This is a genomic window from Microbacterium ginsengisoli, from assembly GCF_000956535.1.
In the GTDB taxonomy this organism is placed as follows: Bacteria; Actinomycetota; Actinomycetes; order Actinomycetales; family Microbacteriaceae; genus Microbacterium; species Microbacterium ginsengisoli.
Map to the genome: position 1 here is coordinate 93,030 of NZ_JYIY01000078.1, position 19,564 is coordinate 112,593.

Annotated in this window: 14 protein-coding genes; 7 read left to right on the forward strand and 7 right to left on the reverse strand. The window is 68.6% G+C overall.

Annotation, left to right across the window (positions count from 1 at the left end):
* Positions 1–55 precede the first annotated feature (55 nt).
* From RR49_RS15170 to RR49_RS11685, 3 genes are read right to left on the reverse strand one after another with little or no spacing between them, the layout of a single operon-like run.
* Positions 56–2,452: a LasA N-terminal domain-containing protein gene (locus RR49_RS15170; protein ID WP_048808907.1), complete on the reverse strand. Its 2,397-nt coding sequence runs from the start codon at positions 2,450–2,452 to the stop codon at positions 56–58.
* Positions 2,449–2,955 carry a hypothetical protein gene (locus tag RR49_RS15710; protein ID WP_157013191.1) on the reverse strand — a complete coding sequence of 169 codons (507 nt, stop codon included), beginning with the start codon at positions 2,953–2,955 and terminating at the stop codon, positions 2,449–2,451. The genes RR49_RS15170 and RR49_RS15710 overlap by 4 nt, the downstream gene beginning before the upstream one ends.
* A gap of 9 nt (positions 2,956–2,964) precedes the next feature.
* Positions 2,965–4,443, reverse strand: coding sequence for a DUF2142 domain-containing protein (locus RR49_RS11685; protein WP_048808909.1), 1,479 nt, complete (start codon positions 4,441–4,443; stop codon positions 2,965–2,967).
* Positions 4,444–4,502: 59 nt separating this feature from the next.
* Here RR49_RS11685 and RR49_RS11690 point away from each other — a divergent pair, with 59 nt between their 5' ends.
* From RR49_RS11690 to RR49_RS11715, 6 genes are all read left to right on the forward strand, one after another.
* Positions 4,503–6,602: a DUF7657 domain-containing protein gene (locus RR49_RS11690; RefSeq protein WP_157013192.1), complete on the forward strand. Its 2,100-nt coding sequence runs from the start codon at positions 4,503–4,505 to the stop codon at positions 6,600–6,602.
* An 11-nt stretch (positions 6,603–6,613) separates the two neighbouring features.
* Positions 6,614–7,921, forward strand: coding sequence for a glycosyltransferase family protein (locus RR49_RS11695; protein WP_045248268.1), 1,308 nt, complete (start codon positions 6,614–6,616; stop codon positions 7,919–7,921).
* Between the two features lie 107 nt (positions 7,922–8,028).
* Positions 8,029–8,574 carry a GtrA family protein gene (locus tag RR49_RS11700; protein WP_045248269.1) on the forward strand — a complete coding sequence of 182 codons (546 nt, stop codon included), beginning with the start codon at positions 8,029–8,031 and terminating at the stop codon, positions 8,572–8,574.
* Positions 8,575–8,623: 49 nt separating this feature from the next.
* Entirely contained in the window at positions 8,624–9,760 is a 1,137-nt protein-coding gene (gene glf / locus RR49_RS11705) for a UDP-galactopyranose mutase (RefSeq protein ID WP_045248270.1), read from the forward strand.
* Between the two features lie 6 nt (positions 9,761–9,766).
* The gene (locus tag RR49_RS11710; protein ID WP_048808912.1) at positions 9,767–11,368 is read left to right on the forward strand and encodes a glycosyltransferase; all 1,602 of its coding nucleotides are present in this window, start codon (positions 9,767–9,769) and stop codon (positions 11,366–11,368) included.
* Complete coding sequence (locus RR49_RS11715; protein WP_045248271.1) at positions 11,365–13,380, forward strand: DUF6541 family protein; 2,016 nt, start codon at positions 11,365–11,367, stop codon at positions 13,378–13,380. Before RR49_RS11710 ends, RR49_RS11715 begins: the two co-directional genes overlap by 4 nt.
* Before the next feature lie 9 nt (positions 13,381–13,389).
* On the opposite strand, the gene RR49_RS11720 is transcribed toward RR49_RS11715, so the two are convergent.
* Genes RR49_RS11720 through RR49_RS15885 form a run of 4 tightly spaced genes read right to left on the reverse strand, consistent with a single transcriptional unit; the run spans position 13,390 to position 18,261 of the window.
* A complete protein-coding gene (locus tag RR49_RS11720) occupies positions 13,390–14,790 on the reverse strand; it encodes a glycosyltransferase (RefSeq protein ID WP_245610986.1) in 1,401 nt (466 codons plus the stop codon).
* Positions 14,787–15,773, reverse strand: coding sequence for a glycosyltransferase (locus RR49_RS11725; RefSeq protein ID WP_048808914.1), 987 nt, complete (start codon positions 15,771–15,773; stop codon positions 14,787–14,789). Before RR49_RS11725 ends, RR49_RS11720 begins: the two co-directional genes overlap by 4 nt.
* Positions 15,774–15,778: 5 nt before the next feature.
* Positions 15,779–17,083 (reverse strand): O-antigen ligase family protein, encoded by a 1,305-nt coding sequence (locus RR49_RS11730; RefSeq protein WP_084603888.1) that lies wholly within the window; start codon positions 17,081–17,083, stop codon positions 15,779–15,781.
* Positions 17,068–18,261 (reverse strand): hypothetical protein, encoded by a 1,194-nt coding sequence (locus RR49_RS15885; protein ID WP_045248272.1) that lies wholly within the window; start codon positions 18,259–18,261, stop codon positions 17,068–17,070. The genes RR49_RS11730 and RR49_RS15885 overlap by 16 nt, the downstream gene beginning before the upstream one ends.
* Before the next feature lie 39 nt (positions 18,262–18,300).
* Here RR49_RS15885 and manA point away from each other — a divergent pair, with 39 nt between their 5' ends.
* Positions 18,301–19,467 (forward strand): mannose-6-phosphate isomerase, class I, encoded by a 1,167-nt coding sequence (gene manA / locus RR49_RS11740; RefSeq protein WP_045248273.1) that lies wholly within the window; start codon positions 18,301–18,303, stop codon positions 19,465–19,467.
* Positions 19,468–19,564: the final 97 nt, after the last annotated feature.

Consider the following 19,564-nt stretch of genomic DNA (forward strand, 5'->3'; position numbering starts at 1 on the left):
GTGGATCGGATGTCGATGCGGTTCCGCGACGGAACGCGGTGTGCGTCCGTGCGTGCTACGGAACGGTCAAGACCCCGCCCTGGAAGCGTTGCGTCACCGTGCTTCCGCTCGTCACGGGTGCGCCGGTGGGGTACCCGAGTGCGCCGTTCTCATAGCCCTGTTGGGCCCAGCGGGTGCGGATGTCGCCGTACGTCTCCCAGGCGCCGGTCGCGCTGGTCCAGCTGATGGCGCCGTTCTGGAAGTTCTGATAGCAGCCGTTGTTCTTCGTCCCGCACACCTGTGGGCCGGTGGGTGATCCGAGCGGACCGGTGGTCCCGCCGATCGCGGTCCACCGGGAGAAGATGTCCCCGGTGACCGGGTACGCGCCGCTACCCGGGGCCCAGGCGATCGAGCCGCCTTGGAACGTTTGAGAGGCACGGCCCGAGGTGTTCACGGGTGCGCCGGTGGGGTACCCGAGTGCGCCGTTCTCATAGCCCTGTTGGGCCCAGCGGGTGCGGATGTCGCCGTACGTCTCCCAGGCGCCGGTCGCGCTGGTCCAGCTGATGGCGCCGTTCTGGAAGTTCTGATAGCAGCCGTTGTCCTTCGTCCCGCACACCTGTGGGCCGGTGGGTGATCCGAGCGGACCGGTGGTCCCGCCGATCGCGGTCCACCGGGAGAAGATGTCCCCGGTGACCGGGTACGCGCCGCTACCCGAAGAGACGATGATGCCGCCTGCGAACACCTGCGACACGGTTCCGTTCGAGCCAGTCGCGGCGGCCTGGGTCGCGGGCCCGAGCGAGCCGGTCAGCCCCCCCGAGCCTTGCCATGCGGCATCGATGGCGCCGGTGGTCTCCCAGGCTCCGCTCGCGGACCAACTGATCGAGCCGCGCTCGAACCTCTGTACGCACTTCGCGGGCGTCGCGGCGGAATCGCAGCTCTGAGCTGTGACCGGGGCGCCTAGCGTTCCCGTTGCTGTCATCGCGCCGAGAGTGAGCCACTTCTGGTTGATGGCGCCGCTGACGACGATCGTTCCCTGCGCTGTCGAGACGATCGACCCTCCCTGGAACGTCTGATACGTTCCGGACGCGGCCGTCAGGGCGGCGGCAGTCGGATAGCCGAGTGAACCGCTCGCACCGCCAGCTTGCGTCCACGCGATCGCGAGCGAGCCGTCGACATCCCATGCGCCGGTCGACGGCGTCCACGCGGTGAGTCCGGTCTCGAATGCCTGCGTGCAGCCGCCGTTCGCGCATGATTCTTTCGCCACCGGAGATCCCAATGGCCCCGTCGTCGCTCCGGTCGCGATCCAACGGCTGCTCATGGCACCGAGCACGACGAACGCCCCGTTCGTGACCGACCATCCGATCGAACCAGCTTGGAACTTCTGGTACGCACGTCCCGGGGTGTTGGTCGGTCCCGACGTCGGATATCCCATGTATCCGCGCTCGTAGTTCAAGCTCGCCCACAGTGCGCGGATGGACCCATACGTCTCCCACGCGCCGGTGGCCGGCGTCCAGCTGATCGCGCCGACATCAAAGTTCTGGTAGCAGTTCGTGTTGTCGGCGCTCCAGGAGCACACCTCATCGGCTACGGGGTTGCCGATCGGACTCGACGATCCGCCGATCGCCTGCCACCTCGCCCCCATGTCTCCCAGCACGGGGTATCCCGTGGGCGAACCGAACCAGTCTGAATAGAGGCGCCAGAAATTGCGGTTTCCGTAGGTCGAACAAGCGTCGCCCGTCCCGTACAGGTTCGCGAGCGCGGCTGCGTTGGGCGTGTAAGGGGTATAGATGTACAGGGCGCGGGTCGCGTCGTTCTGGATGTACACGCTTTTCGTGCCGCAACTCGTGTTGGGGTTGTACAAGATGTTGTTGTTGCCGAGCTGGTACGCCCACCAGGATGGCTGCGCGATGTAGATGCGCAGTTGCCGCGCCGAGTAATAGACCTGATTGAAAAAGCCGTAGTACCGTGTGTCGCACGCGGCCGTGTCCGGGCAGCCCTGTCCCATCGCGTGAAGGTAGGCGTACGTGGTCGGCGATGTCGCGGTGACGAGTCCTTGCTCTTTTTGCAGCATAACGATCAGCACCTTGGGACTGATGCCGCAGGCCACCGCGCTGTCGGCGATGATCTGCGCAGCGGTCTTGAGACCGCCCGAGGCTCCGGAGCAGTACGAATCTGCGGCAACCGCGGGCGTGCTCTGCGTGTAGTCCTTGAGGCAGGGCTGCCCGTTAGAGGCCGGGCACTGGGCCACCTGGGATGCGAGGAACGCCTGCACGCCCGCCGCGGACAGAGCCGACGAGTTGAAGAAGTTTGCGTCGGAGATGATGTCACCGGCCTGGAAATCGCTCGCCGCCGCAGCGTCTGCGGTGGGGGCGTTGATGACGGAGATCGACGCCGACAGTGCGACGGTGACGAGCGCAATCGTTGCGATTGCGGCGCGCCGGAGGCGCGTTGCGCGCGAGAGGGTCTGTGTCATCCGATGACTACTTCCGTCGGAGCCGACTCGCCGGACGCATCGGGGGAGGTGTAGCGGAGCGTGATCGACCAGGTGCCCACGCTCACCGGGACCGTGATACGCCCGCAGTTCACGCTGCCGCCGGCCGCGTGCGCCGGCGCGGACGCCGACACCGGGCCCGAAGCTCCTGAAGCTGTGAGCGTGCAGGTGCCGGAGTCTTCGGAAAGTCCGGGGACAATTCCGGACGCGTAGATCGTCTCTCCGTCCGCGCCGTAGGTCGCCAGAACCACCGTCGCCGCATCGACAGTGGGTGTCGAAATCGCTGGGGCGCTCTCGGATGGCGAGGGCTTAGAGCCCGCCGAGCTGGTCGGAGAAGGGGATGACGCCTCCTGCGTGGACGGCGATGTCGCCGGGGAGACCGAACTCCCGGGCAACGTCCCGCACGCCGACAGCGAGAAGGCCGCGACGACGAGGACGGTGATCGTGGCTATGAGCTGGTGTACGGCGGGGGACGCGAGACGCATGAAAAGATGCTACGCGGGGGATTGCGCATTCAACGGGCGAAACGATCGACGTTCACGGATTCGGTCATGCGGGCCCACGACGAGGCGCAGGCCGATCACGAACGCGAGCAGCCCGACCCCGAGTGTCGCCGACCAGAGCGCCCACGATCCCGGCGGAGTCCAGGCGACTTTGGACCAGGAGTCGTCCAGGTTGAGGCCGAAGGCATAGCGGACGAACTGGACCGCGAACGCGACAACAGCGGCAGTGACCATGAGTACGGCGAGCACGACGAAGACGCGTCGCATGCGTCGATCCGCTGTCGCGTGCCAACCCAGAACGACTCCGATGGCCGCGACGAGGGGCAAGGAATAGCGGCCCTGCCATCCGGTACCCGACCACAGTGCGGTCGTCAGTGCGATAGGCACGCACACCGTGAAAAGGGTCAATCCCAACACCACGAGGCGTGCGCGCCCGGATGCCTGGGGAAACGCGACGATTCCGAAGGCGCCGAGGCCTACGAGGAACGCGACGAGGGCCCAACCCACGGGGGTGTCGAGCCATCCGAGCACCCCGGCCATCTGGGTGATCATGGTCGGGGTGTCCAGGAGGAGCCGCTTGACGAAGATCACGACAGCGTCCTGCAATGAGGCGGGCGGCGGCTGCGTGACGATGAACTGCGTCGGATGAGCCAGCGCCCATGCGACCGCCGCCGCGACGGCGGTCATCGACAGTCCGGCGGCGACGGCGGCGCGGCCCCCTGCGTCGCGCAGGAGATCGCGCACGCGGATCGGGGAGCTCAGCAACGCCGCCGCGACGATCGCCCCCGCCCACAGGGGAGAGAGTGGGCGTGTCAGGCTCAGCAGCGCAACGCTGCCGGCAAGTCCGCTCCAGATGACCCAAGACGCGCGTGTCGTCTGGAACGCGCGCACCGCGAGGGACGCCACCAGACACGCTGACGACAGTTCTAGCGCACTCGCGTTCACCACGCCGCTCAAGAACAGAGCCATCGGGGTCAGCGACACGAGCATGCCGCACAACGCCGCGGACTTGCGGCCCCGCGGGTGAAGAATCATGATCGCGGCAGTCAGCACCAGTGCGAACAAGAGTGAGTTCGCGGCCCGCATTCCATACAGCGCATACTCTCCGTGAAGGAACAACGTCGGCCAGCCCACCAACATGTAGTACAGCGGGCTGTACGAGCTGAATTGCGAGGCCACCTCGACGTCCGGTCCTGCCGCGATCACGAGGCAGTCCGCCGTCGCGGAAGGATTGAGCGCGAAGCATGGTGCTTCGGCCGCCGCGCTGGCGAACATCGAGGGGACGATGATATCGCTGTGGCCGACTTGGCCGTGGTACGTCGCATATGCCGTCGCCATGTGGCGAGGTTCGTCAGGACCCGCGAAAAGAGGGCTCGCGCCCGCCCAAGCCAATCCGATCGCGAGGAGACCCGCGAAGATCAGCGAGGCCGCCAGCCATCGCCTCGTTCGTGCGTGGTCCAGCGCGGTCACGCGATCATCCTATGGGGTCGCCGTTCATGGCCCCGCGAACCGATTGCTGCGATGATGGTGTGCGCGCCGCGGGGCGGCGGATCGGTGACGAAGGAGCTTTTGCGGCGATGATCTGGATGAATCGAGGACGCCGCTGGCTCGGCTCCGCTTACGGGCATGCGCTGACATGGCATACGCGAGTGACGACTCCGCGGGCCAGCGGCATGCCGAACGCCGTCGTGCTCTTCTGGTTCCCGCTCCTGATGCTCGTCCTCACAGCTGTTGCCGCAGCCGCGGGGGTATCCGGATCGTCACGCCCGCTGCTGTACGAGCAGTTGACCGGTTCGTCGGGATCGGATGCCGGCGTGTTGTTCGGGAACCTGCGCGCGATCAGAAGCGACGAGTGGGTGGTGCAGTCGGGATGGATTGCCTCTCAGGCCGTCCACGGCTTCAGCGAGATCAATCCCTCGATGTACGGCGGCCTCGACTCTGCGATCTACAACGACGCTCCAGCGTGGAGCTGGTCGATGGTCTTCCGACCGCATGCGGCCGCGTTCCTCTTCCTCCCGCTCGCGAATGCGTTCGCCGTCTGGTGGTGGCTGCCGCTCGCGGCGGCTCTGTCGAGCGCGTACGTCTTCGTCGTCCTGCTGCTGCCCCGTGCTCCGTTTGCCGCAGCGTGTCTGGCGGTAGCAGCGGGCCTGTCGCCGATCGTCCAGTGGTGGTATCTGCCGGGGAACATCTGGCCCATCGCGTTCGGGTTTGCGTTGTTGTCGGCCGTTATCGTCGCGTCACGAGCGCGGCGCAAGTGGCCTCGCTTCCTCGCAGCCGGCGCGACGGGTTACATCGGTGTGACCACGATGATGGCGATCTATTTCCCTTACATCATCGCCGTGCTCGTCCCCGCGGCGATCTGCACCGTCGGGTGGATCGTGCACGTGACCGTCGAAGCTCCGCGCGGTGAGCGCTGGGCGGCCCTACGCCGCACGGCGCTTCCTCTCGTGATCGCCGGATTCGCGGCATCCGTCGTCTTCCTCGTCTGGTTGTGGGAGCATCGCGTCGCGGTGTCGGCGCTGCTCAATACCGCTTACCCCGGCGACCGGCACACACCCTCCGGGTCTGGCGACTTCGGAAACCTGATCCAGTTGTTCTCCGCGCCCTTCCAAGACGCGTTGTACACGTCCTCGGCCTTCGTGAGTGCGAATCAGTCCGAGGCGTCCACGGCGATCATGATCAGCCTCTTCCTCTGTGTGCCGCTTGTTGCATGCATCTATGTCGGATGGCGCGTGGGGCGTCGGATCGACGCCGTCGCTGTCGCCGTGGTCTTCGCGCACGCGCTGATCCTTGCGTTCTTGTATATCCCGCATTTGAGCAGATTCACCCATCTCTTCCTGCTGGACCTCACGACGGCGAACCGCGCGCGGATGGCTTTCGTCTTCCTGCTCGTCGTGACTCCGGTCGTGTTGGTCACCCGGCTGCGCCGTCTCGATCGGCCGTGGTCGTGGTCCGCGGCGCTCCGTCTCGGGGGTGCCTTCGGTGCGGTGACGCTGGGTATCGCGGCGTTGCTCTGGGTCGCCGACCCGGGCGCGCTCTCCGCCTCCTCGTGGTGGGTGATGTCGATGATGCTCCTGGCGGGCGCCATCGTCGCGTTCGCGCGGGCGCGGGTCGCTGTCGGATCGATCGCAGTTCTGCTCGTCGCATGTCTCATCGGTGGTGGCGTGAACCCTCTGACTCGCGGCTTCGTGACTGTCGCGCAAACGGAAGCAGGATCGGCAGTGCAGCGGATCCGTGCCGAGGACCCCGGCGCGCAATGGGTAAACGTCGGCGGCATGGTGCCGATGGCCGTGCTGTTCCAGTCGGGCGTCGTGGGTTTCGGCGGTGTTCAGAATTACCCGAACACCACGATGTGGAACCTCATCGACCCTGCTCACCGCTTCGAGTTCCAGTGGAACCGTCTCGCACATGTCCGATGGGTTCCGGGATCGGGCGAGCCGACGGTCTCCAATCCGGCCGGCGACGTCGCCGCGGTGACGTTCGATTCCTGTAGCGAGTTTGCGCAGCACAACGTGGGCTACGTGCTGAGTGACACCGCGCTCTCTCAGCAATGCGTACAACAGGTGGGGACCTACGCTCAAGGGGGGGTCGCGCTCTGGATATACAAGGTCGTGCCATCCGGCCGCTGACGAGTATGCGCGTGAGCGCTCGTCTCGTCGACATCGTCGTCGTACTCCTCCTTTTCTCGGTCGTGCTGACCGCGTGTGCCTATCAGGCGTTCGGATATCGGGGCGTGGGGTCGCTGGACGAAGCGGCGCACTTCGACTACATCCTCAAGCTCTTGCGCAACCCGTTCTCGCTACCTCCAGTCGGGTCGCGCGAGGAGGCGTTCACCGCATTGGAGGTGTCCTGTCGCGGCCAGATCCCCGGGTTCGACTGCGTCAACGTCGCGCCAGTCGACGCGGTGGCTCCACGCGGTGTGAATTACGTGCTGATGTATGCTCCGGTGTTCTACTACCCCGCTGCGCTCGTCTCTGCGGTGCTTCACCACACGGTCGGAGTCTCCTATTGGAACGGCGCACGCCTGGCGTCCGGACTCTTCTTGGCTCTGGGCGCCGCGGCGTTCTACGCCGGGCTGCGGCGCCTCCGCGCGCCGATCGCCGCGGCGATCGGCGGAGCCTGCGTTGCGGTCGCCATTCCGTGGATGCTCTTCCTCGGGTCCACGATCAACCCCGATTCCCTGGCGCCGCTCGCCGCGGGGGTCGCGCTATGGATCTTCGGGTCGCGGTTGCGCGGGCGGTGGGCGATGGTCGCCGTCACAGCCGTGGCAGCTGTAATAGGCCTCGTCAAACCGAACTTCGTGCCGTTCGCGTCGGTCGTCGTCTTATGCGCGGGACTCGTGCGGCTATCCGATTCGGGAACTGCGTCCGTCTCGTTGCGCACATGGATTCGCGCTCGCACCGGCGTGGTGGTCCTCGCGATGGTTCCTCTGGGGGTCCAGCTTGCGTGGAACGGCTGGCGCATGATGTCGCTCGTTCCGGGACAACTCCCCGACGGTGGTCTCAATACGACACTCATGGGAACGTCGATGTCCTTGCCCGCGGCCATCGTGCAAGCGGCGGGCACTCTGCTGGATCCGATCAGCCGCGATGCGATGCCGGACTCCGGGTTACAGCGACTTCTTGGCTTGATCACGCAAACCGTCGCGTTCGGCTGGGTGGCAGTTGCGTCTGCGCGCGGCGCGGCGTCTTTCGGTGCGCGCGATTCACTGATCGCGCGCGGCGCGGGCCTCGGGATCCTTGCCACCATCGTGTACATACCGACGGTGCTGTACATCTCGTACCACTCAATCGGAACGCAACACCGTTACATCTTCCCCTTGCTCCTGCTTGCCATCGCCGGCGCGACGCTCTCCTGCGGACGTATCGTCGCTCGCTGGGTGTGTTTCGCGTTCGGCATCGGCATGCTTATCGTGGCATTGGGAGCGATTCTGGCAACGTACGGTTGACGGGCCTACTGATGTCGTACAGGCGCGTCATGCTAGCGTCGCTCGGTGACGTCCAGGCGGCTGGATTCTTGAATCCGCCCCGCGGATCGACCGGTTCAGGAGTGTAGATGATCAAGCGAGTGCGTCTCGAACGCGATCGGGCGGCCGAGATCTATCGGGAGTTGGGCCTCGCCGAACTGTTCCGCCGACTGGTGGTCTACCGCACACAGAACGGGCTCCTGCAGATGCTCCGGTATCTCGTGGTGGGAGCGGTCGCCGCGGTTGTCGATACCGGCGCGCTTCTGCTGTTGACGCACGTCCTTCACGTCGAGGTGCTGACGGCCGGGACGATCAGTTTTGCACTCGGAACAATCGTCAACTATGTGCTCAGTGTGCTGTGGGTGTTCTCGAGAACCGCCTATCCGTACGTCGAGATGGCACTGTTCGTGCTCATCGGCGCCGCGGGTCTGGTCGTAAACGATGTCGTGTTGTGGGTGTGCACGCAGTTGCTTGACATGGACGTGCTGTGGTCGAAGCTCGTCGCCATCGTGGTCGGTTTCGCGTGGAACTTTATCCTGCGGAAGATCATGTTCGATCGTCTCGGAGCTCGCATGCGACGGGCGGCTGACGATCGGGCGCGAGCCCTCGATCGCGACGCAGAGCCCGCCGCGTGAGCACCTGCGACGATCTTCACGCACGGTCGACTGAGGCGCAGAGGTCCGCGTGGATCTGCTCGTAGTCGGCTCGGGCTTCTTCGGTCTGACGATCGCGGAGCGGGCTGCGGCATCCGGTCGGAAGGTGACGGTGCTGGAGCGCCGTCATCACATCGGTGGCAACGCCTATTCGGAGGACGAGGTCTCGACGGGGATCGAGATTCACCGGTACGGCGCGCATCTGTTCCACACGTCGAACGCGACGGTGTGGGAGTACGTGAACCGGTTCACGGCGTTCACGTCGTATGTGCACCGGGTGTATACGACGCATCGTGGTGTGGTGTTCCCGTTGCCGATCAATCTCGGCACGATCAACCAGTTCTTCCAGGCGGCGTACACGCCTGACGAGGCGCGGGCGCTGGTCGCGGAGCAGGCGGGCGAGTTCGATGCGCGTGCGGCGGCGAACCTCGAGGAGCGGGGGATCGGGCTGATCGGCCGGCCCCTGTATGAGGCGTTCATTCGCGACTACACGGCGAAGCAGTGGCAGACGGCGCCGGCGGAGCTGCCGGCGGAGGTGATCAGCCGGCTGCCGGTGCGGTACACGTACGACAACCGCTACTTCAACGACACGTGGGAGGGCCTCCCGGTCGACGGCTATACGGCGTGGCTGGAGCGGATGGCGGATCACCCGAACATCGAGGTGAAGCTGTCGACCGACTTCTTCGACGCGTCGCAGCCGCTGCACAAGCAGGCCGTGGTCGGTCAGGTGCCGGTCGTCTACACGGGGCCGGTGGACCGCTACTTCGACGACGCGGAGGGCGCGTTGTCGTGGCGCACGCTCGATTTCGAGCAGGAGGTGCTGGAGGTCGCGGACTTCCAGGGCACGAGCGTCATGAATTACGCCGACGCGGATGTCCCGTACACCCGCATCCACGAGTTCAAGCACTTCCACCCCGAGCGCGCCGACCGGTACCCGAAGGACCGCACGGTGATCGTACGGGAGTTCTCGCGGTTCGCGGAGCCGGGCGATGAGCCGTACTACCCGGTGAACACCCCCGCCGACCGTGAGCGCGTGCTCGCGTACCGTGAGCTCGCCCGGGGCGAGAAGGATGTCCATTTCGGCGGGCGCTTGGGCACCTACCAGTACCTCGACATGCACATGGCCATCGGCTCCGCGCTGTCGCTGTGGAACAACACGCTCGCCTAACGCTCGATGACCGCGCCGTTCGTCCTGCAGCGCACCGTCTTCCCGCCCGAGGGTGAGACGGCGGCTCGCGCGCTGTACGTCGACGGGCCGGGCGAGATCGCGGGCCGCGAGACTCTCCACGTCGCCGGGGGCGGCACCGTATCGCTCGGCACCTATTTCAACTCCTTCGCGGCCGCCTACTGGCGCCGGTACGCGGCGCTCGGCCGGGTGGTTCTCACGGTGGATGCCGCGGGCCGCGGCACGATCGACGTCGTGGCCTCCGACGCGCACGCCCGCCCGGCCGTGGTCGGGCGCATCCCGATCGACGGATCCGGCGAGCGGAGAGTCGAGCTCGACCTCGCCCGGTTCGACGACGGCGGAGCGATCTGGCTCGATCTTCGCTCGGTCGACGGTCTGGAGCTGCGCTCGGCTCGGTGGACGACGGATGCCGCGCCCCGCCGCGGCGGCGCCGTCACCGTCGTCATCGCGACCTTCAACAGGCCGGACGACTGCGCCGCCCAGCTGCGTGCGGTCGGCGGCGACCCGGCGCTGGTCGCCTCTCTCGCGGGCGTGGTCGTCGTCGACCAGGGTGATGCCCACCCCGATGACGCCGACGGGTTCGCCGCGGCATCCGCTCTGCTCGGCGACCGCCTGCGCATCGTGCGTCAGCCGAACCTGGGCGGATCGGGCGGCTATTCGCGCGGGATGCTCGAGGCGCTCGCCGCGGGCGACAGCGACGCCGTCCTGCTGCTCGACGACGACGCGCGTGCCGAGCCGGAGGCGATCGCGCGGGCGATCGCGTTCTTCCGGTACGCCGCGCGGGAGGTCGTCGTGGGCGGCGGGATGCTGCACATCGACGCGCCCACGCGCCTGTATGCGCAGAGCGAGCAGTGGGACGACCGCATCTCGTGGTTCGCGCTCGGACGCGACGGCGCCTACGACGTCGACTTCGCCGAGACGCCGTGGCGGGGCCACGAGAACCTTCACCGCGTCGAGCGCTCCGACTTCAACGGCTGGTGGATGTGCCTGCTGCCGACGGCGGTGCTGCGGCGCGTGGGGCTCGCCCAGCCGCTGTTCCTGAAGGGCGACGACGTCGAGTTCGGCCTCCGCGCCGGGGCGGCGGGCGTCGAGACGGTCAGCCTGCCGGGAGTCGCCGTCTGGCACCTCGGCTGGGGATCGAAGCTCCCGACCCACACGTGGGAGGCGTACTTCCTGCACCGCAACCGGCTCATCACCGCCCTGCTGCATTCGACCGGCCGATACGGGCGTCTGACGGTGCTGCACGCGTTCCTCGGCGATCTGAAGCTCCTCTCCCGCGGCCACACCGCACCGGTGGCGCTGCGCGCACGGGCGACCCGCGACGCCGTCGCCGGACCGGGCGCGCTCCCGGGCTGGCTCGCGACCCGTGTCGTGACGGTGCGTGCGGCGATGACCGCGATGACGGATGCCGCCTCCCGCCGTTCGCCCGCAGGGACCGCCGTCGCCGTGATCGGTGCGGCCGCCGCGAGCGCCGCGCGGCACGCGCGCCTGCTGCTCGGCTGGCCGCGCCTGGCGGCGCGGTTCCGCGCGTCGGCGGGGGACGCGACATCCGTCGCCGCCTGGCGGCGCATCATCGAGGACGCGACGTGACCGCCTGGTTCGCGGTCGTGCCCGTCGTCGTCGGCGCGCTCGCCGTCGTGCTGATCCCGGGGATCGCGGCCACCCTGCCGGTGCGCATGGGGCTGCTCTCGCGCGTCGCGCTCGCCGGGCCTATCGGGGTGATGGCAATCGGCGTCGCGGGCATCGTGTCGCAGCCGCTGCACCTGCCGTTCAGCGCCGTGTCGCCGATCATCGTCGCGCTCGTCGTCGCCATCGTGCTGTTCGTGACGACCCGCCTCCTTCCAGGGATCCGGGTGCGTCCCGACGGTGTGCGGGTCGTGTGGCTGCTCCCCGTCTGGATCCTCACGGCGCTCGCCGTCGCGGTGATCGCGCTCTGGCAGGTTCCGTCGCCCGATCTGTTCAGCCAGGCCTACGACAACAACTTCCACCTGGCCGCGATCGCGCACATCCTCTCCACGGGCGACGCCTCCTCGCTGACGCTGCGCTCGATCATCGAGACCGGCAAGACCTTCGCGTTCTACCCGTCGGGGTGGCACTCGATCGTCGCCGCGACCGTGCAGGTCACCGGAGCGACCGTGCCCGTCGCGGTGAACGCGGCGTGGATCGCCGTCGTCGCCGGCATCTGGCTGCCCGGGGCGGCCTGGCTCGCGCAGGCGCTCGTGCCGCGGCATCCGCGCGGTATCGTCGCGCTCGTCGCGTTTCCCCTCGGCGCCGCCTTCGGCGCGATGCCCTACGCCCTGCTGAGCTGGGGCACGCTCTACCCGACCTTCCTCGGCACGGCGCTACTGCCCGCGGGCGTCGCGGTCGTGGTGCTCGCGGTGCGAGCGGTCGTCGCGGAGCGCGGCCCCCGCCGTGTCGCCGCGCTGCTCTGGGGTGGGGGGATGTCGCTGACCGCCACCGCCGCGATCGGCTTCGGCCAGCCACGGGTACTGGTGAGCTGGGCGGTGCTGCTGCTGCCGTTCGTGCTCGCGACCGCGGGTTCGCTCGTGCGTGCCGGATGGCGTCGCGGTGGGCGCTCCCGTCGCGCGGTGACGTGGAGCCTCATCGGAGTGGTGATCGCCCTCGTCGTGGTCGCGGCGGTCGGCTTCTGGTACCTCGTCGCGCGCCTCGGCCTGTTCGCCCGCCCCCTCGACGACCGTCTCGGCGGACCGCAGGCCAAGGCCACTCAGAGCGTGCTCGACGGCCTCGGTCAGGTGCTGCTGCAGGCGTGGCCGACGGGCCCTACCGTCAACTTCCCGGCGGTGCTGCTCGCCGCGGTGGTGGTCGGCGGCGTCCTCGTCGCACTGCGTACCCGCGGGCTGCGGTGGATCGTGGTGTCGTATGCCGTGCTCGCGCTGCTGTTCGCGGCCTCTGCCGGCTCCGACGATGTCGTCACGAAGCTCGCGACCGCGCTCTGGTACAAGGACCGCTACCGCATCGACTCGGTGCTGCCCGTCATCGGTGTGACCCTCGCGACCCTCGGCGTGCTCGCCGCGACCGCGTGGCTGCGCCGCGCCGATGCGCGCGGCGGCGGCGCGCTCGCCCTCGCCGGGGTCGTCACCGCGACCTCCGGCGTGGCCCTGGTCGCCGGCGGCGCGTCCGCCTCGATCGGGCGCGTGTTCGCGATGCCGGCCTCGCACGCCACCGAGGCGATCGTCTCCGCCGCGCAGATCGAGTTCATGACATCGCGTCTGCCGATGATCGTGCCCGTCGGCCAGCGCGTCATCGGCGACCCGTGGGACGGGTCGGGGCTGTCGCTGCTGTTCGGCGACCGCGAGCCGGTCTTCCCGCACGTGAACGGACAGTGGGATCCGCAGCGGTCGCTGCTCGCGTTGCATCTGCAGGACATCCGCACCGACCCGGCGGTCTGCCAGGCGCTCGACGCGCTGCGCGTACGGTACGTGCTCTACAACCCCCACGCCTTCGGCGGCGGGGACCCCTCGGGGAACCACTTCTCCGGCGTGCACGCCGCCGTCGAGGCGGGCCTGTTCACCCCGGTCGCGACCGACGGCGACACGTCACTGCTCGAGATCACGCAGTGCGGTCCGCTGACCACTGGGTGACCGACCCGGTCAGACGTTCCGTCCGAGCCGCTCGCGCCGCTCGGCGACCTTCTCGCGCACGAGGCGGAATCCACCGCTGGTGAGGTAATAGCGCAGCAGCGCGAGATCCCGCCGTCGCCCGCGCGGCATCGCGAGGATGCGCTCGAAGCGGTCGCCGCAGGTCAGCCCGGCCGGACGTGTGCCGTGATCGGCGGCGTGCACCGGGGCGGTGCAGAAATCGACCAGGGGTGACAGTGCCTGCGGCCACGTGTAGGCCTCCGCCACGGCGCGCACCCGCGCCGCCGCGGCCGCGCGCGCCCCCGGCTCGGCGAGGGTGGCGATCGCCGCCGCGAGTGCTGCGGCATCCTTCTCGGGAACGACGGCGCCGAGCCCCTGTGAGGTGATGACGTCAGCGAACGTGTCACCCTCGGTCGCGATGATCGGGAGCCCTGCCCACAGGTAGTCGAGCAGGCGCGTGCGGAACGAGAACCGGGTCTCTGCGTGCACGACATGGGTGCTGACGCCGATGTCCGCGTCGAGGAGGTAGTTGACCCGGTCGTCGTAGTCGACCCAGGAGTCGTTGAAGAAGACGGTGCGGTCGCGCAGACCGAGGCGCTCGGCGGCGCCGACAGTGTCGGCGACGACCTGCATCTCGGGCACGTCGGGGTTGAAATGGCTCGCGCTCAGGAAGAACAGCTTCACGTGGGGATGCGAGTCGCGGAGTACGCCCATCGCCTCGATGAGCGACACCGGATCGAACCAGTTGTAGATGCCGCCGCCCCAGATCAGAACCACGTCGCCGTCGTCGATTCCGGGGACGATGCCCTTGAGGGCCGGCCGTGTACGCACCGGCGGTGCAACCGGGAGGCCGAACGGCACGATGCGGACGAAGGACGAGAAGGTCTCGTCGGCACGGTACGTGGACGGGTTGAGTCGCCCGAGGGTCGACAGCGCGCCGAGCCACAGGTCCCGTTGGCGCTCCGAGGCGCAGAGCACGGCATCGGCGCGGAGGAGCTGCTCGTTGATCAACGAGACGGCCTTCCGCACCTCCTCGTTCCAGGTGCGCTCGTCGGAGAACTTGTTCAGTTCGAGCTGTTCGAGCTGGAACGGGTCGTAGAGGTCGGCGACGACGATCTTCGCCGACGTGCGGACCGACGGGAACATGCGGAACGAGACACCCTGCACGACGATGACGTCGCACCACTGCTCGTGCACCGCGATCGCCGCGTCATCCGATTCGTGCACGGCATGCAGGCCGAAGCGCTCGCTGGTGCGCTCGATGCGGTTCCACGACACGACCCGTACATCGCATGCGTCTGCCAGTGCCTCGGCCATGTTCCAGACGCGGATCGCCGGACCGGCCATCTTCTCGCCGATCAGGTCGCCCGTCACGATGAGCACCCGGGTGCGGCGCTCGTCGGCCACGCTCATCCCTCCAGCGGGGGCATGACGGCCCACGACCGGTCGCGGGCGATCGCGAGGCCGTCGCGCATGCCGCGGAACAGATTGCTGGTGCCGCGCACCTTCCGCTCGACGATGAGCAGACGGATGATCTCCTTGACGAACGTGAGCGCCGTGCCGAGCGCGAAACGCACCGGACGGTAGGCGCCGTGCTCGGCGAAGTAGTGCCGCATGATCCCGCGGTTGCGCATGATGTAGTAGCGGTACGCGTCGCTCGACGCGTTCAGGTGCCGGATGCCCATGTCCCACTGGCGGATCTCGCGCGTGCGGGTGAGGACGAACTCGTTGACGATGACCGCGGTGGTGCGCAGCGAGGCGAGCCAGCCGTAGACCGAGTCATCCCAGTAGATGAAGAAGCGGGGGTCGGGAAGGCCGATCTCGGCCACGATCGAGCGGTGGATGAACATGCCCTCGAAGCACCCGGAGTTCATCTCCCGGTAGCCAGCGCCATCGAACCCCGCGGGCGCGAACGGGATGGGGATGCCGAGGGGGATCGACAGGCGGTACTGCCAGTAGAACTCGCTGCCGTCGTAGTCGTAGCGGCGCCCCTGGATGCTCTTGAACCGCGGTGCCCACGCGCCCATGCGCGCGAGTCCGTCGGAGATGACCTCCACGTCGTCGTCCATGAGCCAGATCCACTCGCTGCCGAGCTCGTACGCGACCTGCATCCCGGCGCTGAACCCGCCCGAGCCACCGGTGTTTTCCTCGAGCCGGCGGTAGACGAGCTCGGTGCCGAGACGTTCCCGGTAGCTCTCGACGACCTCGGTGGTGTCGTCGCCCGAAGCGTTGTCGACGATCACGACGTGGCCCGGTTTCGGATCCATCGCGATGATGCTGTCGAGAAGCTTCGACAGCAGCGCCGACCGGTTGTAGGTGACGATCGCGATCGTCGCCGACGCGGGGTCGAACGAGGTGGTGGCGGGCACGTCGAAGGCAGGGGATGCGGCGGCCATAGCCCTCACATCCTACCGAGCCTTCCTCGCCACTCCCACAGCGACTGGTGCTCGTAGGCGCGCGTCGCGCAGACGACGAGCAGCAGCCATCCGAATCCCGAGAGGGCGAAGCTCTCGAAGAAGGAGTAGACGATGAGGGCGACGAGCACGAGCGGCGTCCACGCGTAGACGACCGAGCGCCGGTTGGATGCGTCGATCCATGAACGCACGAAGGCCGTCGCGCAGAGCGCGAAGAACAGGACGAACCCGATCCAGCCGAGTTGCAGCAGCGCGTCGAAGAAGGCGTTCAGCGCCGACAGGTTGGTCGTGCCCAGGCTGGCGTTGATGGCCGAGAACGGCATGTCGCCGGGGATCCACGGTCCGAACCAGCCCCATCCTCGGAAGGGGTGGCTGCGCACGAATCGCAGCACCGTGAGCCACAGGTCGTAGCGTGCGTTGATGTCGTTGTCGGCGCCGATCAGGGTGATGAGGCGCTGGCGCAGCAGGTAGGCCAGCACGATGCTGGCGAGCACGGCGGCGCCGAGGGTCCACTGCACGGCGGACCGATACGGCGCCCGTGTGTGCCGAACCATCAGCAGAACGGATGTCGCCACCGCGCCGGCGATCGCGACGACCAGCACGATCGGCGATCCCGTGAGGAGGGCGAGCGCTCCGGCGAGCAGCACGGAGCCGAGCGAGAGCCACGGGGAGACCGTGTTCGCTCGCCACTCGATCACGAAGGTCACGATCGCCATCACCGCCGTGAACCCGAGGGCGTTGCGGGTGCCGAAGATGCCCTGGACGGGTCCGAGCGAGGCGATGTTGCCCTGGATGCCGAGGATGTCGATGGGATGGTCGAGGAAGACACCCGCGAGCAGTTCGAGGGCGAGCGAGAGCACGAGCACGATGCGCGCGACGTTGGCGAGCGCGTGCACGACCTCCAGTGTGTCGCGGGTGTTCGCGATCGCGACCCCGACGAGCGCGATCGCGACGATCGAGACCGCTGAGACGAGGCCGGCCTGAGGGTCGGTGTTCCACAGCAGGCTGAGGGCGGCCCACCCGACGAATCCGACGGCGAGCGGCGTGGTCAGCCGGGGGAGGGAGATGACGCGCCGGTGGGCGAGGAGGACGGCCACCGCGAGCACCGACAGCACCGCCACCATGGTGACGTAGGTCGCGATACCCGCTGTCCGTTCGATGACAGTGCGGCAGCAGACCACCAGGAAAGCGGTCATCGTGAAGGCGTGCGCGAATCTGTCGGAGCCGAGGAGCGTGGTCAGGGGGTCTGCCGGCGGGCGGGCGGAGGCGGCATCCGTCATCGAGACCGCCATTGCTCCGAGGCGGCGCCGCGCGCGGGCGCATCGCCGGTCACACGCGGCGCGCGCTTGATCGCGAACGTCACGGCGACGACGAGTGCCCACGCCGACGGCGGAAGCCCGGCCGGCGAGGTCGCCGAGTGGATGAGGGTCACCGTCAGCGCGAGGGTCGGCACGAGTGTGAGCGCCGAGTAGGGACGGTCGTCGCGGATGTCCCATCTCGGTCGGTCCACGCCGAAGAACCACGATCGCCACACGGCGCCGGCCAGTGCCGCGGCGCCGAGCACCGTCGCGACGGGGCCGGCGGTGAGCCAGAGGCCGCTCCACGCCGGAGCGATGGTCACCTCCCGCGGCCACAGCACGACCACGATGAGCGAGAGCACCACGGCGGCGGCCGCGTACGCGGCGTACAGCGGCGTGCGTCCGCCGAAACGCCGCACGGTCCGCATGAGGAGCTGGGTGGTGAGCACGAGCCCGACCGCGAGTGCGGCCGCCGCGCCCGCGGGCGACCAGGCGTGCACGAACATCACAAGCTGCAGCGCCAGGACGATCCCGCGCACCCCGCGCCGTGATGCCCGAGCACGCAGCAGGGCGCCGGTCGCGATGAGGCCGGTGAGGGCCGTCGCCGCGAGGACGTCGGGGGATCCGAGGCCACCGGTGATCGAGCCGAGACGCCAGAGCGATCCGTCGCTCACGAGGAGCCCGGTCGCGCCCTCGAGAGGTCCGCGCAGCACGGTCGCCGCCCACGCCTCCAGCGCGAGTCCGGCCCCGAGCACCCACGACGCCGCCGACGAAAGCGCGATCACGAGTTCGACCCACGTCAGCACACTCGCCAGGAAGAGGCCGTGCACCGCGGCGGACGCGAGAGCGAGTGCCGCGGGCCAGAGCGTCGCCCGATCGGGGGAGAGGGCGATGGTCGTCGCCGCGACGACGACGAACGCGAGCGCCGCCCACGGCAGCCGGCGCCAGGCGAGGCGCCCGCGGCCGAAGAGCCAGATCGCGAGCGTGGCCACGAGCGAGGCGGCGAGCAGCAGCTCGGCGACGTCGGGGCCGAGCAGCGATGCCCAGAGAGGGAGACCCACCAGGATAACGAGCGCGACGAGGCACCACGCGCGCAGCAGCAGGTGCGGGGTCGTCTCGCGGAGCGGGGCGGCGGGCGGCGCGGCGATCGGGTGTCTCGAGTGCACGGCCATCGTGATCTCAGCGTAGTCGCGCCCGCCTAGGCTGACAGGGTGATCGTGACGCTGTCCAACGCTCCGCGCGACTACGCCTGGGGTTCGAGTACTCTCATCGCCGACCTCGAGGGCCGTGCGCCGTCGGGCCGGCCCGAGGCCGAGACCTGGTTCGGCGACCATCCGGCGTCTCCGGCGCTCGTCGGCGCACCGGGGTCCCCGACGCTCGACGCGTGGCTGACGGCGCGCGGCGAACGCCCCCTCCCGTATCTGCTGAAGCTCCTCGCCGCCGCGGCGCCCCTCTCGATCCAGGTGCACCCGTCGAAGGCCGAGGCCGAGGCCGGGTTCGCCGCGGAGGAGGCGTCGGGGCTCGCGCGCGATGACGCGGCGCGCAACTACCGCGACGACAATCACAAGCCCGAGATCCTGGTGGCGCTGAGCGCCCGATTCGACGCGCTGGCAGGGCTGCGGCCGGTCGCGGCATCCCGGGCTCTCGTCGAGGCGCTCGGCGTCCCCGCTCTCGCCGACCGGCTCGCCGGGGACGACGATGCCGACGTGCTCGCCGACGTGCTCGCGTGGGTGCTGGGCGAGGGTGACGAGGTCACCGCCGCGGTCGGTGCGGCGCTGCAGTCCCCGGATGCCGCGGCCCGCGCGGCGTTCGCCGCCGAGCCCACCGCGAGCCTCGAGGCCCTCACCCGCGTCGCGGCGATGAATCCGGGCGACCCCGGCGTCGTGGTCGCGCTGCTCATGAACCACGTGTCTCTCGGCACCGGCGAGGCCGTCTACCTGCCGGCCGGCATCCTGCACGCCTACCTGTCGGGCCTCGGGGTGGAACTGATGGCCGCGAGCGACAATGTGCTGCGGGGAGGGTTGACGCCGAAGCACATCGACGTCGCCGAACTGCTGCGCATCGTCGACACCCGTCCGTCGGCGCCACCGTTGCTGGCGCCTGTCGTGTCCGGCGCGGTGCGACGCTACGCGCCGGCGATCCCCGACTTCGCGCTCACCCGGGTGAGCCTCGAGGGCGGTGCGGTCGAGGTGCCGATCTCGGGTCCGGCGATCGTGCTGGCGACGGCCGGGACCCCGTCGGTCGCGGGCGGTGAGGCCGCGACCTCCATCGCTCTCGTCCCCGGGGGCGCGGTGTTCCTGACAGCCGATGAGTCCGTGGTGCGGCTGTCGGGCGTGGGTGAGGCGTTTGTGGCTGAGCCGGGTGGGAACGCGGGCTGAAACCTCTGCCAGACCGGCGCGTCGCAAACCTTCGACTCATGGTTGAGTGTTTATGATCCGCGACTTGACCAATCCGAATGACACCGCTGTAATTTAC